The organism is Adhaeretor mobilis (assembly GCF_007741515.1).
Classification (GTDB): Bacteria; Planctomycetota; Planctomycetia; order Pirellulales; family Lacipirellulaceae; genus Adhaeretor; species Adhaeretor mobilis.
In genome coordinates this window covers 5,161,479-5,178,137 of the sequence record NZ_CP036263.1, presented here as the reverse complement: position 1 = coordinate 5,178,137, position 16,659 = coordinate 5,161,479, and the positions used below count along the sequence as shown (strand labels likewise).

The following is a 16,659-nucleotide window of genomic DNA, read 5'->3' as shown; positions in this document are numbered from 1 at the left end:
AATATGGCATGAGATGAGTGCCTACCTGCAACTTGATACTGTTGGAGAATTGTCGAATACGCAGTGCACACAAATACACCGGTACTGATACTCCGCAGGGTCCTGCTCGGATTACCAATTAATCTACAGAAATCACAAAAAAAGCCGACGCGTGTGAAGAATCCCCGAGGGTACGCGATACTGCCCTCAGGACTCCATGATTAGCATCACCCGGGATTTCCCACTTGGGTTGAACGGAGTCGAGCCTCCTCGGGCAATGAAAACGATTGGCCCTTTGGCAAATTGATCGTGTCGCTAAGCGTGCCCTCCCAATGAAGGCGAAAGTCGCCTCCCTGCTTAGAGCGGATGGTCGCTGCTACCAGCTGGCCATCTTTCCACGTTATATCCACCTCAAACCCGCCCCGCGCTCGAAGCCCGCGGACACGGCCACTTGGCCAAGCCGAGGGCAGCGCCGGTAGTAGCTGCAAGATGTAGGGAGCCTGAGCCACGCTCTCATCCTGCACAACAGGGACAAAACAATTCGGGGATTTCGGATCGATCTCATAGGCAACAAGTGCGGCCTCTTCGATCGTTTGGGCATGCGCATCGACACTGCGCAGATGGCTTTGCAGTAGCATTTCGCAAACGCCCGCCGCGCCGCCGAAGTTGCCGTCAATTTGGAACGGGGGGTGGAAATCGAACAGATTCGGATAGGCCCGCTTCGCGGTGAGGAAACGGTAGATTTGATGCGCCTTGTCTCCGTTGTGCAGTCGAGCCCAGAAACAGGTCTTCCAACCGGAACTCCAGCCTGTGGATTCATCGCCTCGGTGCTTCATGGTCACCAACGCAGCCTGTGCCAGTTCCTTCGTCGTCAACGGCGAAATGTCCCTGCCCGGATGCAGGGCAATAAGGTGTGAAATATGGCGATGTTTATCCGTCGGACGGTCCCAATCCTCTGGCCATTCCTGAAGCTGGCCGTGCTGTCCGATTTTCTGGGGACAAAGCTTGGGGATCATGTTCTGCAGGGTTTTGCGGAAGGCCTCATCGCGGTCCAGTATAGTGGAGGCTTCGATGCAGTCGGTAAAGAGATTCAGAACAAGCTGTTGATCCCACGACGCGCCATAGGTCTGCTTGTTCAGTTTGCCATGCTGCTTTGGCAGATAAACGTTCTCTGGCGACCAAGTGGGATAGACGACAAGGGTTCCGTCCTTCCACGGTGCGAGGAACTCCACGAAGAACTCCGCCGCGCCTTTGAGGATGGGATAGATCTCCTCCAGGTACGCCTCGTCCCTGCTGAAGGCATAATGCTCGAACAGATGCTGAGCGATCCAATGAGCAGACTGCTGCATGCGGCGGCCATGTTCATTCGGGGCGCTAAAGCCATAGACATTGCCATTGACGCCGATACACCAACCCTTTTCGATGCCGTAAGTCTCACGAGCGGTATGGGAACCGGATTCAGCCAGGACCTTAGTCCATTCCACAAAGGGCTTGAACGATCCCGGCAAGTTCGCAGTCTCGACCATCCAGTAGTTCATCTGCACGTTGATGTCGTTGTGGTAGTCGCAATTCCACGGGGGTTTCAGGTCCGCGTTCCAGAGCCCCTGCAGGTTCGAGGGAACGGGTGCATTGCGCGAACAGCTCAGCTGCAGGTAGCGAGCGTAGTTGAAATAGAGGTTTTCCAATTCCACACTTCCGCCGTCCGCCACCAGCTTATCGGTGGTTAGTCCAGAAGGCCGAAAATCCAGTTCCAACCGGCAGCGTTTCATCAGGGCGGATATATCGTCCACATGCGCCTTTCTGAGGGAATCGAATCCAAGGGTGCCCGCCGCTGTGATCGTCCTTTCGCAATCTGCTTGGTAATCTCGTCCTTTGAACGACGGATACACAGGCAGGTAGTCGGAATAGCCCGTCAGAATGATCTGCACATCGCTTGCGTCCCTTACCAGAATCGAACCGTCCGGCCTTGAGATCAGTTCTCCGTCAACAGCATTCACCTGGACCACTTGCATGAATTCAACCGAATCCTGAACCATCGAGACTTCTCCAGTCAGGACGATTCGGTCGCTTTCCGCCTTCAGTAGCGTTGCGTGATGCTTGGTGGTCGCCTGAATCGTTAGGTTCAGCTTCGCCCTCTCGGCTGTGTAGCGCACCACGACCACATCGTTCGGATGGCTGCAGAAGTATTCGCGTGTAAACCGTCCTTCGCCGATCCGATAACTGACACTGCCCAGTCCTGTCCGCGAATCCAGCGAGCGGCGATAGTTGCTGACTGATGCGGGATCGTGACCGGTGAAAATCAGCAGGTCAGCAAATGGCGCATAATTCCCAAGCGGTTGAGTGCTGCTTAAGAACTTCGTTGAGAGGCTCTCCATGCTGCCTCGCTTGGTGCCGTACTTCCCCTCACGATAGGCCTGCCGCACGAGTTCCAAATGCCGAAAAGCGCCTTTGCGAGTGCCAGACTGCGCCACTTCGTCGAGTCCTCGCTTAGCGTTCATCCATAACGTGATCTCATTGATCAGCAGATGTTCCTGGTCGATTCCGCCGGAGAACATCGCACCCAATCGGCCATTTCCCATTGGTAGCGCCGTCTGGATGTAACCAAGACTCTTGGTCTTCTCTTTCCGCTCCACCAACAAATTGTCATTGCCCGGCGAATCGTACTGCAGCACATAGCGCTGATCGGCAGCGGAAATTGTTGCCGTCGCCAGCAACACCCCGAGTACGGCAATACATCTCTTCATGCTCATGACTTCAAATGTTCTGTTGATCTGCTGAGTTTCATATCGTCTTATCCTAGTTGCTTACCGGCGGGGCATATTGGCACTCACTGCTCTCAGCCGATTGAGAAGCTTCACGCTGTAGTTTCGTTGCGATCGCTAGCAAACTCCAGTTGCAGTCCCAAAGTCATGGGTTATCACAAAGTGCTCTCGGTGTGTACTATATTGTTGTGCATTGTCATCGTTCATTGAGCAATGTCTACCCGCCGTTGGAGATGCTTCTGCGGCCTTACCTCAGGCGATTCTTCCTATGCAGATTCCAGATTGTCACGCAAAGAAATCCTTGCGCAGTGGTAGTGTCTTGTGGCTTTTATTCCTTGCTGTGGGGCAAGCTGTCGCAAATGCACAAACACCCTCTGGCTGGCTGATTCATGATATCAATCGTCCGCAACCTCCGATTGTGAAACCGGCCCGCCAAGCGCTTCCGGTTCCGCCACCTTCAGATGCCCTAGTGCTTTTTGACGGTACCGACTTGAAGAATTGGCGATCGGTGGAGGGCACCGCAGCTCGCTGGGTGGTGCGCGATGGCTATATGGAATCGGTGCCCGATAGTGGGAAGTTGGTTTCTGCCGATGGCTTCGGCGATGTTCAGTTGCATGTCGAGTGGGCAGCGCCTGCTACACCCTTTGGCACAGGTCAGCAACGAGGAAACAGCGGTGTATTCCTCATGGGCAAATACGAACTCCAGGTCCTCGATTCATTCGAAAATAAGACCTACCCAGATGGGCAAGCAGCGGCCATTTACGGGCAGTATCCACCACTGGTGAATGCCTGCTTGCCACCAGGGGAATGGCAGTCTTACGACATCGTGTTCCGCAGGCCTCGCTTCGATCATGCAGGGAATTTACTCTCACCCGCTCGTATCACAGTGATACACAACGGGATCGTGGTTCACGATGATCGGGAATTGTGGGGTCCTACTTCGTGGCTGCAAAACCACCCCTATGAATCACATGCCGATCGCTTGCCCCTGGCGCTGCAGGACCATGGCAACCCCGTTCGTTATCGCAACATTTGGCTGCGCGAGCTTCCTGAAGCAGATAAACCAGGGCCGGCTAGTGAGGCGACACGCCCGTACGTTTCGCTGCCACCAGAGAAGCTAGACAAATTTGTAGGAACCTTTCAGTTCGACGACGATCCCCCCATGAAAGTCGAGCGCATCGGCAACGTCTTGTGGCTTCAAATTCAAGGTCGTCAACCCTTAGAGTTGGTTCCCGCTTCAGAGGGTAAGTTCTTTTTCAGATGGACGGCCGGACATCTTCTGTTTCCGTCCGAGCAAGTGAACAGTCTTGAGTTTCACCTAGGGGACCGGACGGACAAGGCCGAGCGAATCTCGAGGATTGATTCAGAATAATTTGAATCCGCCGCCCGTCAGTAAGTCGATTCCTACCGCCAACGGCCATTGGGTTCGAGGGCTATAACTCCAGATCGTGAACCTCGATTATCAAGCAGGGTTTTTTTCCGGGCAAGATCGCGGGCATGCTAGGCGGAAGGGATCACACTGCGGAAGGGATCACCTAAGGGGATGTCAATGGAACCGCCACAATGCCATACATATTAGAATGCGACTGAGGGGTCACCGTGGATCCAAGCAATATGGTACTAGGCTCCGAAACCTTTTTTACCCACACGGAAAGTGTATCCTCGACACTCTCGCCGGGACCAACCCCCGCAGAGTCCATGTTCTGCCAGCCAGTTGCTGGCGAATGAAAGGGGCCCGTGTCCATGCCTATATTATCTCCCGTATCTTGAAACTCCTTCTGCAGCCAGGCAGGTGTCGGAAGTCGATCGTCAAACAAGATGTACAGGTCGCAAGGTGCGGACAGAACTACGCTGATACCAATGTTTCTGTGGAATTTATCGCTATTGAATGTTTTCACATAATCAGCACCCACTAGGTAAGGCGGCATGCCGCTGGAATCGATTCCATTCCACTGGTGCGCTAGGCGATCAACAAATGCAGGTGCATCTTCTTGCATACCCTGAGCAACAATCTCATAGTAATTCAACACCGTAGAATCGCGCGCAATATTGTCGAAGACCCCTGATATCACTGCCGGCCGCGTTGGCGGTTGCAGGTTGTTTTTCGAGTAGAGTTGCCCATCGATTTGTGCAATGCGGCTTGCTGTACCGACTGCATCGAGGCGTACCGCTTCGCCCATGCGGAGACGTTGAGCACTATGATTGTTAGTGTGGTCGTTGTAATCAACATCTACTTCGCCATTGAATACTACGACATCGGTCGCACCATCGTCATTGACTTCGACACCAAACTCCGTTCCCAAATCGATGACCGTGGCACGCGGAGTCAGCACAGAGAAACCGATACCCTCGGTAGGCACGGTAGCGGTCAAACGCCCGAGAAGAACCCTCGATTTCATGTCCGTTATTAATTGGTAAGCGGCGGGCGCATGCAACACCACGGAGGTGCCGTGGGTGTATTGTAATTCGAGCCTTCCTTTGCTCAATCGAATGACATCTCCCGCCAAAAAGGAATTGGCTTGCTCTTGTACCGTTTTATCTGCTTGACCTGATTGTTCGACGTACCAAACGCAATCAGTGGAGAGAGGTTTGATCGTGTCAAGAATCTCCGAGTCCGTGACGACTACGGCAGTTTGCAATTCCGAAGTAGCGGTTACTCGCCAAAGACCGACGGCGATAACAACAGTGGCTGCGAGCGCCAGGTATCTCCAGATTCGAGACGCTCCGTTCTCTTCGCGACGTGTAGACAAACTCGGATCCGGTGGGACGGAAGCTAAGCCCTGAATCGATTCGAGGTAATTCTGAGCAGTAGCGGAGTTGCAAAGTTCGGCATGAAGGCCCACGCACTTCAGAAAGACATCGCGCGCATGGGCATCGCTTGCCAGAATTGCTTGCAATTCCGAGTTTTCCTGCGGCTCGATCACTCCGTCGAGCCAACGGTAAATTTTCAGACGTAGTTTGGTGTCATCCATTTGTTTTTTCTAATTGCCTGAAAGGCTTCAAAGGCTCCCATTATCCGAAATGGTTGCTGTTGGAATGTGACTTCCTCGGACGTATCTACTAGGGATGTGATTGTTGAACGAGCCCAGCCTCGATACACGCGTGCAACAGCTCACGAATTCTTGTCAACCTACTGTAGACAGTCGTGACTGGCAAACCACGTTGCTGGGAAATCTTCTTGGGTTTGGTGCCCTTTCGGTAGTGCTCCTCCAAGAGCCTGCGATCATGGTCGCTCAGCTTGGCGATGCACTTGTGCAAACATTCGTAGCGGGATTCATATTCCGTGGATTTGGCAACGTAGTCCGCCGCAAGAGTGGTGATCAAGGCTTCGTCGAAGAGCAACTTATCGGTTGCTTTTTTCCGCCGATGTCGCAGGATCTCGATCAGAACGATGCCACAGGCCCAGGGAAAGAACTCGCGGTCGCTGTCGTACTGCTGTCGCTTTTCCCAAAGTGTCAGGCAGGCGTTTTGGAGCAAGTCATCTGCATCGTGCGGATCGCGCACCAGAGAAACGGCATAGACCCTCAGCCTGGCTTGGCTGGAGGTTAGCCGCTCAACAAACTGCCCGTCATCTAAAACGTTAGCCATTTCCTATCCTGGGTAAGTTTGGCTCGCCACCCGCCTGACTATACCTATACCCTTCCACACTTACTCTCCGCATGTCGATGGGAAAATTACGAGAGCTTCTTGAGAAAAGTTTCACTCTTGGGCGATTTCCCCGTGACTCGCCCCAAATGGTCTCTTAAGTTGGGCGTCGTTACTTGGCTATAGTTTCTTGACCACGGAGTATCGGAGTCCCAGAATGACCTTATACCACGGCAATGTCTACATAACCTTCTAAAAAGACTCTGCTCTACGCAAAAAAAGGGGGGGAGCTGAAGTGGCCAAGCCGGCTCCATTCTCCCCCCCTCTCGATTTACATTGCTGACAATTAAATCAGCGATTTCAGACTAGCGTGCACGTCGACTGCCAACGGTTGCACAAGCGATCGACCCGACTAGCAACAGAAGCGAGCTCGGCTCAGGCACGGGCGTACCCGACACAACGACGTTGGAGATCGTAAAGCTAGCAGGATAGGAAGTGGTGACGTTCTCTTCCAAGAGCGAGATCTGGATCATGTCGATGGTATTGGTCCAGCCCGTTGGCAAATTCGTCCCAAAGGAATCGTCGTAGGGACTAGGATAGGCGTTGACGACTGGCACAGCGCCAGGAGCGTCGGAGGTCCATGAGGAGGACCCCACGAGTCCACCCGCTACGCGTTCGAGCGACAATACGAAAGAGTGGGTTTCCGTCGTACTCTCACCGAGCACATCGCCAGCCGGTGTGCCGCCCCCACCATTGATCGTGCCACTGGCATTCAGGGAATGGTTAATATTATTTACGTCAAAGGCGCCACCGTTGTCGCCGTTGAAAGTGATACCATTGGAGTCGTAACGCAGGCGAACCGAACTTCCACCGGCAGAACCTCCCGCATCATACCCGAACACAGCGCCCGAGTTGTTCGCGGTGGAACTGATGCCAGCGCGAAAGTCAGTATCTAGATTAATAGCACCTAATTCAGCGTTGAACTGGATGTCAAAAGAGAATTCGACTTTATCGCCAACTCGCGATAAATTTAACGGAGAAAAAGTCTGGTAAGCTTGCGGAATCTCACCGGTTTCTCCCACGGTGCCACTAATGGATGTGGTGTAGCCAGTCGCGGACTCGCCGGAAAGCGTCTGGACGCCGGTGCCAAGATTAGCTGGGTCCCATTCTTCCCAAGTAGGGTTGAGGGCGATCGGCCCATAGGCAAGGGCTGCGTTGCAGCAGAAGACGGCCGACAAGGCCACTGCACACGCGATGGACACGTTTTTTCTAACTTTCATGAGTCGCTTCACTTTCTAAAACAGGAACAAAAAAGTACCGTTCCGCCCCCCCAGAGAAGTAGCGGAAACAACAAAAAAGAGCCGAAATAGGGGCAGGCAAAAACATGCCAAGGGTCGTCTTGCGAGCCGGGCCACTCCCGGTCGCGAAAAAAAAGTAGGCCGATTATTGCCTGGAAAAGTTAACCGCAGCGCTAACTGCAGATGAGTCGATGGCAGTGGCAATGTCCAGCCTAACTGCGGACGTCGTTAACTGCACGAGAATTGCACCAATAAAAATAGTTTAGAACCTCCCATGGAAACAACTATTGAAGAGCAACCCACCCACGCCGTCGGCCGCGGCGTGTACTGAATATCCGCAACAAAGAACGCGGATTACGAAACAAAAGCCAAACTTCTCAAAAAAAACGGTACTTCGGGTCATCCGTGGGGCAATCCCCGTGGTCGGAACGACTTCAGCCGGCCTGTTCCTTGCCCGGCCATAGGTTTTTAAACCGTTGTGCTGAATGGCTTTACGGAACACGCCAATCCGTTTCGAATTTGGGCGCTTCGAATTCGAGCGAAACGGAATGGCACCCTAGCCGACTCGACCTCCCAACGCGCTCGCGCCCCGGCAAAGCTCGAAGAAGCAGGCCAGCTGGGTCAGTTGTTCTGCGAGAATCCCGGCATTTCTATCAGCTTTTCTTCGAAATTCGTCTCGAGCTTACGGAATAAATGTCACTACTTGGCATAGGACTACCATGTAGTCAGTGGGTTTTGGGGGCATGTCAGATCCACTCATGTCGTAGTTTTTTTCTTGGCTTGTTTGTCTATGCGAGAAGGAATGCTCTAGATGAAAAAAGCGGCCGTGGCTTTACTCTCGTGGAACTGCTGGTGGTGATTGCCATCATCGGTGCGCTAGTAGGCTTGCTGCATGCGGCTTCTCCCCCTTCGACGCATGTCTGCATACATGACATGCCCACTTCTGCTTGATCTCTATCTCCATGTTTCTGCGGGCTCTCCGTGGAAACGCTCGATTTCAGGACGTCTTTCTTGCAATCCGGAAGCAGGAACCATCGTCGGGCAAGAAATCTGGGGTTTCTTCAACTATTCTTCGTAATTTCGTCTCCGCTGGACGGAATTATGTAATAGATAGGCGTTACGCGGCATATCGGTGGGCTCTGGGGCAGACGTCCACCTGCACCTGCCATTTTCTGGATTCGAATAGGCAGCACTGTTAGGATTCTGACTGGGGAGTTGTCACTCCCTTGAAGTACTGCAAAGCGCAGGGGTACCTCATCTGTTTTTTCATTTTTTCCGAGATAGGGGATCGCATGGAAATTGTATCAAAGGAATATCGAGGGCAACTGATTTCGAGGCACAGTGTTTCGACTCTCTGCGCCGGATTGGTAGTTGCCTCGCTATTCTTGTCTGGCTTGGCCAATCCGTCTGTCGCACAGGTGATATCTTGGAGCGCTGACGATGGTGGCGGTGCGGGTTCTGGTACGGGCGACTTCTTTGATACCGCTAACTGGGCCACAGGTGTGATTCCCATCGGCAATAACAAGGCACCAAAGATTGACGGCGGTGGCACGGCTATCATCACAGCCGCCGGCACGGGAGCGGGTGTCGATACGGAAGCCCTGATCGCAGGCGATGCTGGGGGAAGCACTGGTACCTACCAGATGGATAGTGGCTACATGGTGATTTACGACGCGGCCAGTTCGATACTTGGGAACAACTCTGGTGCGAGTGGTACGCTGATCGTCAATGGCGGCACGCTTGATTTCGGCGACGTCCCCGGCAATGGGGCAGGAGGGGCTGGGGGCGGATTAGGGATCTCCAATGCACCCGGCTCAACAGGCAGGGTGGAACTGCACAATGATGCCGTACTTCGCAGCCTCGATGGATGGACCCTTGGCGGCGGCGGCGGCGACAACGCCCATGGCACACCAGGTGCGCCTTCAAGCACGATCATCATGGATGGAACTTCTCACGTGAGTCTCGCGGGCGGCATGAATAATCGAGGTGCGGTGAGCATGGCTCTTTCAGGCAGTGCGCAGTTTACCCTCGGTAATAGTAAGGGACCGGCAGATCTGACTGGGGATTTTGAGATACAGAATGGTCTTTTCAATATCGGCGGTCGGCATGGCAATTCGGCAGACATTGTCGTTGAAGACAATGCCATCTTCAATTTGTCTGCTCTTTACAACCAAAGAGCACGAGCGACGATCACCGTGCGAGACAATGGTGAATTTAATATCTTCAACACCTCCACGGGTGGAACAGAGACCGACTTCAGAATGCAGAATTATCTGGGTCGTGAGAACTTCAACAATGATGATCCAGAGCAAATGACCAGCACCATCATCACCCTCGAGGGCGCTGGCAAGTTTACGGTCGATAGCAATCCCAACACGTTCGCTGCTCCCGGCCAAGAACCGTTCCCTGATGGGCATGTTGACTTGATCTCTACAGCGGGCTTGATCCTATCAGCCGGAGACGATGAGCCGTTGCACGATGGCGACGACAGAAACATCCAATATCGTGGAGGCCTCACGGTGATTGATGTTAAGGATAGCGCTGAGTTCTCAGTCGTGCAGGGACTCTGGATGACTTTAGGCACCGGTGGGAGCGCATCTTCAACCTTGAAGGTCACAGGTCCTGATGCGACGGTTGCTGTGGGTGACTTGATCATGGCAGAGCTTCTCGATCAGACGCTAAGCGGCGGTGGGGTGACATTTGGTGACCCTTTGTATGTCGCACGTAGTGGCACGGCAGAGTTACATAGCGTCATCACCGGATCGAGCCATTCCACAATCCAGGTGACCGATGACGCCCGCATTGGCAACGGTGAGTTGGTCGTTGAACTGGATGGCTACAGCCCCGTCAGCGGAGATAGCTACACGATTCTACAGACTGCCAACAGCAGCGGTGTTAATGGAGAGTTTAAGGCGGTCGATCTTTCCCTCGCCCCACTAAGTAGTGGTCTCTCTTGGGACCTTGTCTACAACGCTGACAGCGTTGTCTTGTCTGTGCTCGGTGGTGCTTTCCTGTCGGCTGATTTCAACGAGGATGGTTTTGTCGACGACAGCGACCTAGCCGCATGGGATACCAACTACGGCCTCTCTGGCAGCGCAACGAAGGCCGATGGCGACGCGAATGGAGACATGGAGGTCAACGGTGCTGACTTCCTAACTTGGCAAAGTCAATATACAGGACCTCCACCTTCAAGTGGCTCTGTGCCTGAACCCTCATCAATGCTGCTGATTCTATCCGTTGCATTGCCTGGCTTAGTGCGACGGAAACGAAGCATTTGATTTTTCTCATGTGCAGTGTTATTAGAGGCACAATGCCATCACGTCGGGAAGCACTCGTTAGGTCAATCTTTTGGAGCAGAGCATCATGAAGTGGATCAATCAATTTCGAAAATTGGAAGCACTGCACGCTACCAGCCTATTGGGCGTGCTCTACTTGTCTGCCTGTGGTTGTGGAGCAGCGAGCGCTGCGACCCAGCAACTTAATCTCAACAGCACCTGGTCGGAGCACGACCCCTTTCAACTCGGTGCTGGTGTTCAAGCACTTTCTAATCAGTCCTCCTCAGGGTTTACTTCGGCACACTCGAGTGCGGTATCGGACTTAGGTGAGCAGCCGCGCGTGTATCAAGAATTTACAGGGTACGATGTCTCTCAAGTGGGGCAGAAATTCAGTGCGAGCTTTGATCTGCAGTTTCACACCGTTCCGGTGATTGGCGACACCCAATTTCGCTTTGGCTTCGGTGACAGAACGACCAATCAAGCGCTGGTTCCAATCATGATCGACATCGGACAAACCCAGGGCTCTTCCTTCCGATTTCGCTACGACGACAGTATTACTGACGATGAAAATGGAGCTGTCCCCAACTATGAGCCAGGAAATTACAGCGGTTTTTTGAGCGCCAGTACCACTTATGGTGGAGGTGGCGGAAACCCAACTGGCGACCTCAATGGGGGCTTGGGTGTGGACACTTCGGTCACTCATACCTTCACGACGACAATCGAACGTGTCGAACGAAACGTCGACTTTTCTTTTCCACCCGATGGTATTGCTGATGAAGTCGTCAATGGCTGGTACACGACCGTTACCTGGACAAGCGACGCCCCTGGCGCGGAGACGATCTTTTTGGATATCGATGAAGCAGGCAGAGGTGCTTCGGTATTTGATGTCGACACCGGCCTGGGTGTTTACCAAGAAGATGTATTCAACAACAGAGGACGCATCGAAAACATCGATACGTTGGGCTTCGTGATCTTTAATAACAATCCATTCATGGGCAATGGCAGCTACACCGTTTCCAATTTCATGGTGGAATACGACGACGGTGCGCTGTCCGCTGATTTCGACGAGGATACTGACGTCGATGGAGACGATCTCGCCAGCTGGGATACTAACTATGGTTTGACGGGCACAGCCACGAAGATGCAGGGAGATGCAGACGCCGATATGGATGTCGACGGTTCTGATTACCTGACTTGGCAACAGGAATTCACCGGGCCTGCCATGAATCTGGCAAGCAGTGGTGCGGTTCCGGAACCGTCGTCGTTGCTGTTGACGCTGGCCGCTGCCATCTCTGGCGGGTTGATGCGTTGGAAACGAAGCAAATTGAAGTGAGCCTGAAGTTATACCGCGGGTGAACTGGTTGAAACACTTTTCAAGAGGTTTTTAAGGAACAGAATACCATGAATAAGAATAAGCACGATAAAGGGCGTGGCCCCAACTGTCTTACCAGCGTATTGGGAGTACTGCTCCTGATTGCCAGCGTTTGTGGGGCAGTGAGTGCGGCGACTCAACCCATTAACCTCAACAGCTCTTGGACGGAACACGATCCGTTTCAATTGTTCGCTGGCGTTCAAACGCTTTCTAATCAGTCCTCCTCGGGGTTTACCTCCGCCCACTCCGGTGCGGTGTCTGATTTAGGTGAACAACCTCGCGTGTACCAAGAGTTCACGGGTGTCGACACATCCCAAGTAGGGCAGAAACTCAGCGTGAGCTTCGATGTGCAGTTTCACGATCTTCTGACGGAGGGTGATACCCAATTTCGCTTTGGCTTTGGTGACACCACAACCAATCAAGGGTTGATTCCGATCATGATTGATATGGGACCGGCTTTCGGTTCTTCATTACGAATGCGCTACGACGACAGCATCACTGATGATGAAAACGGTGCAGTCCCTACTTATGAGGCAGGTAATTATAGTGGCTTTCTCAGCGGCAGCGGGACGTTTGGGAACGGTGGCTCAAGTCCAACTGGCGAGTCAAGTGGTGGACTGGGCGTGGACACCGCAACCATTCATACTTTCACGACCACGGTTGAAAGACTCGAACGCAACGTGGACTTTTCTTTTCCGCCCGATGGTATTGCCGATGAAGTTGTGAATGGCTGGTACACGACCGTTACCTGGACCAGCGATGTGCCTGGCGCGGAAACCCTTTTCGTAGATACGAACAACGGTGAGTTTGCAGAGTTCGATGTCGACACCGAACTGGGGGTCTACCCTGAAGACACATTTAACACGAGAGGCCGAATTGAGAATATTGATACCTTGGGCTTCTTGATGTTTAACAATCAACCGTTCGCTGCAGGCAGTGGCAGCTACACGATTTCCAATTTTACCGTGGAATATGATGACGGTGCGCTAGCGGCTGATTTCGACGAGGATACTGACGTCGATGGAGACGATCTCGCTATCTGGGATACTAACTATGGTTTAACTGGCACCGCAACGAAGATGCAGGGAGATGCGGACGCCGATATGGACGTTGCTGGCTCTGATTATCTGATTTGGCAACAGGAATTCACTGGGCCTGCAATGAGCGCCGCGGTCGCTCGTGCAGTCCCAGAGCCATCAGCGTTGCTGCTAGCTGCGACTGCAGCATTCCCTTCCTTACTGCGTCGGAAACGCAACACATAATGCATTACTTGCACTAGTTCTTTATCACGTAATCCCCCCAACAGCATCAACCCATTGAATCCGGAGGAAGGATTCTCAGACAGGAGAAATCACTTTGAGGAGAATCGATAGGATTTACATCTTCATCGCACTGATGGCGAGTAGTTCGCTTTTGATGGGCTGCGGAGATTCTGATACGGCGTACGACATAGTCCCCGTCGAGGGCAAGGTGACTTTTGTGGATGGCTCTCCTATACCAGGCGCATTTGTTCAGTTCGTCCCTCAAACTCCACCTGTCGATGCGAAGACCGTCCCGCGGCCAGGCATTGCTGGTCTCGCTGAAGATGGCACGATCGAACAAGTCACCACCTACGACTACGGCGACGGACTGGTCCAAGGCAAGCACAAAGTGATTGTTTCCTCGAAGACCGGGGGTGGACAACGAACCAATGCTGTAGATCCCAAATACAGTAGCGCAAGCTCGACTCCGCTGGTGGTGGACACGGCGGACATGCCCTTCGATATCAAAGTAGAAAAACCCTAAGACAAGGAATAGGAAGACCATGGTTAGAGTCATTCAATCAAGAGTACATCAATCGCCTCGCAAAGCTTTCACCCTAGTGGAGCTCTTGGTAGTCATTGCTATTATCGGCGTACTCGTTGGACTGCTACTTCCCGCCGTCCAAGCGGCTCGTGCAGCGGCTCGACGGACCCAGTGCCAGAATAATATGAAGCAAGTGGGGCTCGCGATCCTCAATTACGAGTCGGCCAACGGGGAGTTCCCACCTAGCTCCACTTGGCCCGAAAACAACAACGGAGATCCGTCGGGTTTCAGTAACAAAAACTCCCATCTGGCCAACTGGGTTGTCCTCACCTTGGCTTACATGGAGCAGCAGTCGATCTATGATGCATTTGATCTGACGCTACCAATTTCCGACCCAGCGAATGAGTTGGCACGCAGCGCTCAGATTCCTGGCTTACTTTGCCCTGAAGATACGGAGTACAATCAAGAGCCCTTCAATGGGAATACTGCGGCTGACACGAATGGCTTTGGAAATAATTGGGCTCGTGGCAACTACGCAGCAAATGCAGGCCTGGGTGCTATGTCCACCAACAGTCACGGGAGTTTCAGCGCCGCCGGTCCGAATTCACCGGGGTGGAATCGCGATGATCTTCGCGGGGTCATGGGCGCTAACACCGGGATTACAATAGCCCGTGTCACTGATGGCACGAGCAACACGATACTGGCAGGAGAGATTCGCGCCGGAGTCGTCGAATTTGACGTGCGTGGCACGTGGGCACTCGGTGGTGGACCGAGCGCACTTTGGCGACATGGTTACTATGGAGATGCTGCAGGTCCGAATTCACCAGGAGACGAGGCTGACGATACCATCGGATGCCAAGATGTTATCAGAGCAATCGGGACGAAGGTGGCGCTGGCGCAAATGAAGATGGGTTGCATTGGAAGAGATCGTAATAGCCAACAAACAGCACGCAGTCAGCATCAAGGCGGCCTATTCGTTTGTTTTGTCGATGGTAGCGTTCACTGGATCAGTGACGATATCGAAATACGAATTGACGGAATTTCTGAGAACCCGCCCTATGCGTCGGTCTGGGACCGGCTGAATCTTTCGGCTGATGGTCACCCGCTCAACTCGGATCAATTTTGAATTAGGGCTCTGTTGCGTCAAGAAACTAGCTTGGGCAGGCAGCTAGCGATTCGAGTAGGCTAGCCGCTGAGTATTCTCAGCAAACTGTGGGACGAAAGAAGATTTCCGACACGTAAGGAAGTTCTGTCAAATAACTTGCCGGAGTTGAAACGGCACAAGCACCAAGGAACCCCTAGAAATTAGCCGAGGTGGCGTTAGCCGCGGTTGACTTTTTCGAGAAGCTAACCGCGGCTAACACCACCGCGGCCAATGGTTCGACACTAATACCCTCAAGAAGTCGGGAAATTGTTTATCTGCTGCTCCTGAAGTAATTTCCCTTGTTGACTGTTTATCCATTCGGAGTCCTAGATGTCAGCGATTCGACCGTGGCTGTGGTTGTTGCTCTTGGTTAGTGTAGGCGGAGCATTCTGGTATCGCAGTACCGTGCCCACCAAACCGGAGTCAACGAAAAAACAGGTGACTCGGGCAGTGTTTGTCACCGGTGGGGACTCCAATTTCTGGAAACTCACGGTCCTGGGCGCAGAAGCGGCTGCTAAGGCGCACAACGTAGAACTGCAGGTAGAAATGCTTACGGCTGCGGAACAGGCCGATGAGCAACTGAAGCTGCTCGCCAAGATCGACCACGACGCCATCGACGGATGTGCTGTCAGCCCCTTGGATGCCGAGAAACAGACTCCCCTACTTAATAGTCTCGCGAAGGATATGCACTTGGTGACCTTCGATTCCGACGCTTCGCAATCAGATCGGCAGTACTACGTCGGCACAAGCAACTACAATGCCGGAAAGTTTGTGGGCGATATGGTACGAAAAGCTCTCCCTGAAGGTGGCAAAGTATGTGTTTTGATTGCCAGCCTTAGTAAGGGGAACCTGCAGGAAAGAATAGAAGGGTATGAGAAGAGCATGCAGAATGCTCAAGCGGACGCGACGGAAACGGACCCTCGTTGGCAGACGGTCGCAATCTTGACGGATGACGGCGATCCAGCAAAGGCGGAGCAGAATGTCCTCCAAGCACTGCAAGCGAATGAAGACCTGGACTGTTTCGTTGGCCTCAACGGCTGGCAAGGCCCAGCCATACTGAAAGGACTCGCCGATAAAGACCTTCTCAACAAAGTCAAAATTGTTGCTTTTGATGAAGATCCGGAAACGCTCCAAGGAATTGTCGATGGAAGTGTCCACGCGACGATTGCGCAAGATCCCTTTAACTACGGCTATGAAGCCATACGCATCCTGGCATGCTTGCAGAACAACAAGACTTCGGAATTACCGTCCGCGAAACGTGGAGAGATCAACGTCAATTGCGAAGTGATCCGACAAGCGAACGTTGAGGAATTCAAGGAGCGTCTAGAAAAACGCCTGTCGCCTGCAGGGGAGCAGGAGACCCCAGAGGAAGGTGAATCGGAAGCAACTTCTAGCAGAACCACCTAAGCGATCAGTGCAGTAGACAAGATTAAGCTCTTTCTACCAGCGTTTCGGGAGC

The 16,659-nt window shown here is 53.0% G+C and carries 12 protein-coding genes; 8 read left to right on the top strand and 4 right to left on the bottom strand.

Annotated elements, in window-relative coordinates:
* Positions 1–206: 206 nt before the first annotated feature.
* On the bottom strand, positions 207–2,729 hold the full coding sequence (locus HG15A2_RS20380) for a glycoside hydrolase family 95 protein (protein ID WP_145062791.1): 2,523 nt from the start codon (positions 2,727–2,729) through the stop codon (positions 207–209).
* A gap of 280 nt (positions 2,730–3,009) precedes the next feature.
* Here HG15A2_RS20380 and HG15A2_RS20375 point away from each other — a divergent pair, with 280 nt between their 5' ends.
* On the top strand, positions 3,010–4,113 hold the full coding sequence (locus HG15A2_RS20375) for a family 16 glycoside hydrolase (protein WP_145062788.1): 1,104 nt from the start codon (positions 3,010–3,012) through the stop codon (positions 4,111–4,113).
* A 163-nt stretch (positions 4,114–4,276) separates the two neighbouring features.
* On the opposite strand, the gene HG15A2_RS20370 is transcribed toward HG15A2_RS20375, so the two are convergent.
* From HG15A2_RS20370 to HG15A2_RS20360, 3 genes are all read right to left on the bottom strand, one after another.
* A complete protein-coding gene (locus tag HG15A2_RS20370) occupies positions 4,277–5,713 on the bottom strand; it encodes a FecR family protein (protein WP_145062785.1) in 1,437 nt (478 codons plus the stop codon).
* 88 nt (positions 5,714–5,801) lie between these two features.
* On the bottom strand, positions 5,802–6,329 hold the full coding sequence (locus HG15A2_RS20365; RefSeq protein WP_145062783.1) for a sigma-70 family RNA polymerase sigma factor: 528 nt from the start codon (positions 6,327–6,329) through the stop codon (positions 5,802–5,804).
* Positions 6,330–6,691: 362 nt separating this feature from the next.
* Positions 6,692–7,606, bottom strand: a complete 915-nt coding sequence (locus HG15A2_RS20360) for a PEP-CTERM sorting domain-containing protein (RefSeq protein ID WP_145062780.1) — start codon at positions 7,604–7,606, stop codon at positions 6,692–6,694.
* Positions 7,607–8,317: 711 nt separating this feature from the next.
* Here HG15A2_RS20360 and HG15A2_RS25230 point away from each other — a divergent pair.
* The 7 genes from HG15A2_RS25230 (at position 8,318) to HG15A2_RS20325 (ending at position 16,607) form a co-directional block, all read left to right on the top strand.
* Entirely contained in the window at positions 8,318–8,575 is a 258-nt protein-coding gene (locus HG15A2_RS25230) for a type II secretion system protein (protein ID WP_391483906.1), read from the top strand.
* A 341-nt stretch (positions 8,576–8,916) separates the two neighbouring features.
* Positions 8,917–10,902 carry a hypothetical protein gene (locus HG15A2_RS20350; protein ID WP_145062777.1) on the top strand — a complete coding sequence of 662 codons (1,986 nt, stop codon included), beginning with the start codon at positions 8,917–8,919 and terminating at the stop codon, positions 10,900–10,902.
* 85 nt (positions 10,903–10,987) lie between these two features.
* On the top strand, positions 10,988–12,232 hold the full coding sequence (locus HG15A2_RS20345; RefSeq protein ID WP_145062774.1) for a PEP-CTERM sorting domain-containing protein: 1,245 nt from the start codon (positions 10,988–10,990) through the stop codon (positions 12,230–12,232).
* A gap of 68 nt (positions 12,233–12,300) precedes the next feature.
* Entirely contained in the window at positions 12,301–13,533 is a 1,233-nt protein-coding gene (locus HG15A2_RS20340; RefSeq protein ID WP_145062771.1) for a hypothetical protein, read from the top strand.
* Between the two features lie 94 nt (positions 13,534–13,627).
* Positions 13,628–14,056 carry a hypothetical protein gene (locus HG15A2_RS20335; RefSeq protein WP_145062768.1) on the top strand — a complete coding sequence of 143 codons (429 nt, stop codon included), beginning with the start codon at positions 13,628–13,630 and terminating at the stop codon, positions 14,054–14,056.
* A 19-nt stretch (positions 14,057–14,075) separates the two neighbouring features.
* Entirely contained in the window at positions 14,076–15,182 is a 1,107-nt protein-coding gene (locus HG15A2_RS20330) for a DUF1559 domain-containing protein (protein WP_145062766.1), read from the top strand.
* Between the two features lie 348 nt (positions 15,183–15,530).
* Positions 15,531–16,607 (top strand): substrate-binding domain-containing protein, encoded by a 1,077-nt coding sequence (locus HG15A2_RS20325; protein ID WP_145062764.1) that lies wholly within the window; start codon positions 15,531–15,533, stop codon positions 16,605–16,607.
* The last annotated feature ends 52 nt before the right edge of the window (positions 16,608–16,659 follow it).